General features: G+C 64.3%; 1 protein-coding gene. It reads left to right on the top strand.

Annotation, left to right across the window (positions count from 1 at the left end):
• Window positions 1–1134: IS701 family transposase (locus tag NKJ09_RS32420; protein WP_352764780.1), on the top strand; the 1134-nt coding region annotated here is incomplete at its 5' end.
• Between the last annotated feature and the right edge of the window lie 58 nt (window positions 1135–1192).

Genomic DNA, 1192 nt, shown 5'->3' with positions numbered 1-1192 from the left:
GCGCTGAAGGCACGGGTTGGGCGGGTGCTTCCTCGTCGTGAGTTGCGGGAGACGGGCGCAGATTTCCTTGACGGCCTTCTTTCCGGCATTGAGCGCAAGACAGGCTGGCTGATGGCTGAGCAGTCCGGAGCGGAACGGCCGTATCGGATGCAGTCGCTGTTGGGGCGCAGCCACTGGGACGCTGATCGGCTCCGAGACGAGGTTCGCGATTATGTGGTGGAGGCGTTGGGCGATGAGGATGGCGTCCTGATCGTCGACGAGACGGGATTTGTGAAGAAGGGCGATCGTTCCGCCGGTGTCGCGCGTCAGTACTCGGGAACGGCGGGGCGGATCGAGAACAGCCAGATCGGCGTGTTCTTGGCTTACGCGAGCCGCTACGGCCAAGCGCTGGTTGATCGTCGCCTTTATCTGCCGGAGAGCTGGACAAGGGATCGGGCGCGATGTGCCAGGGCGTCGATCCCGGAGACGGTCGAGTTTGCAACCAAGCCCAAGATGGCGCGCGCCATGGTCGAGGCGGCGCTCGATGCCGGCGTCCCGTGCGCTTACGTTCTGGGCGACGCTGTCTACGGGGCGGACAGCAGCCTTCGCCGGATGCTGGAAGCTCGCGAGCAGCCCTATGTCTTGGCGGTTCGAGGCTCTCACTTCATGCGCCGTGGAGGGGATCGTCTGTTTGAGGAAACCTCGCCCGAGGAACTGGCCAGCGAGTTCGAGCCCGACGACTGGGCCTGTCATGCGGCAGGTGAAGGCGCCAAAGGGCCTCGGCTCTACGACTGGGCACGCATCCGCCGCCCTTGGACGTCAAAAGGCGGCTTCGAGCATTGGCTTCTCGTCCGCCGCAAGCGATCGACATCCGGAGAAAAAGCCTACTACCTGGTCTTCGCCCCGCCCGGTTCCTCCTTGGCCGAATTGGCGGCAGTGGCCGGCCTGCGCTGGGCGATCGAGGAGTGCTTTGAGCGCGCCAAGGATGATCTCGGACTTGATCATTGCGAGGCTCGGTCCTGGCACGGATGGCATCGCCACATGAGCCTGTGCATGGCCGCCCTGGCCTTCCTCTCGAAGCTATCGGCTGATCTTCGCCGCAGCGCATGGAGCAAACCGAACGAAACGAGTCCAAAGGAGCCAATCGCCGCCTGATCCGGATGGCTGCGCTCGTCCCGAGCGTCCCCGAGATCCGCTATCTCCTCGCCCGGAT

Source organism: Mesorhizobium sp. M0189 (genome assembly GCF_040322135.1).
Lineage (GTDB): Bacteria > Pseudomonadota > Alphaproteobacteria > Rhizobiales > Rhizobiaceae > Mesorhizobium.
The sequence above is the reverse complement of the archived record's forward strand: the minus strand, read 5'-3'. Positions and strand labels throughout refer to the sequence as shown.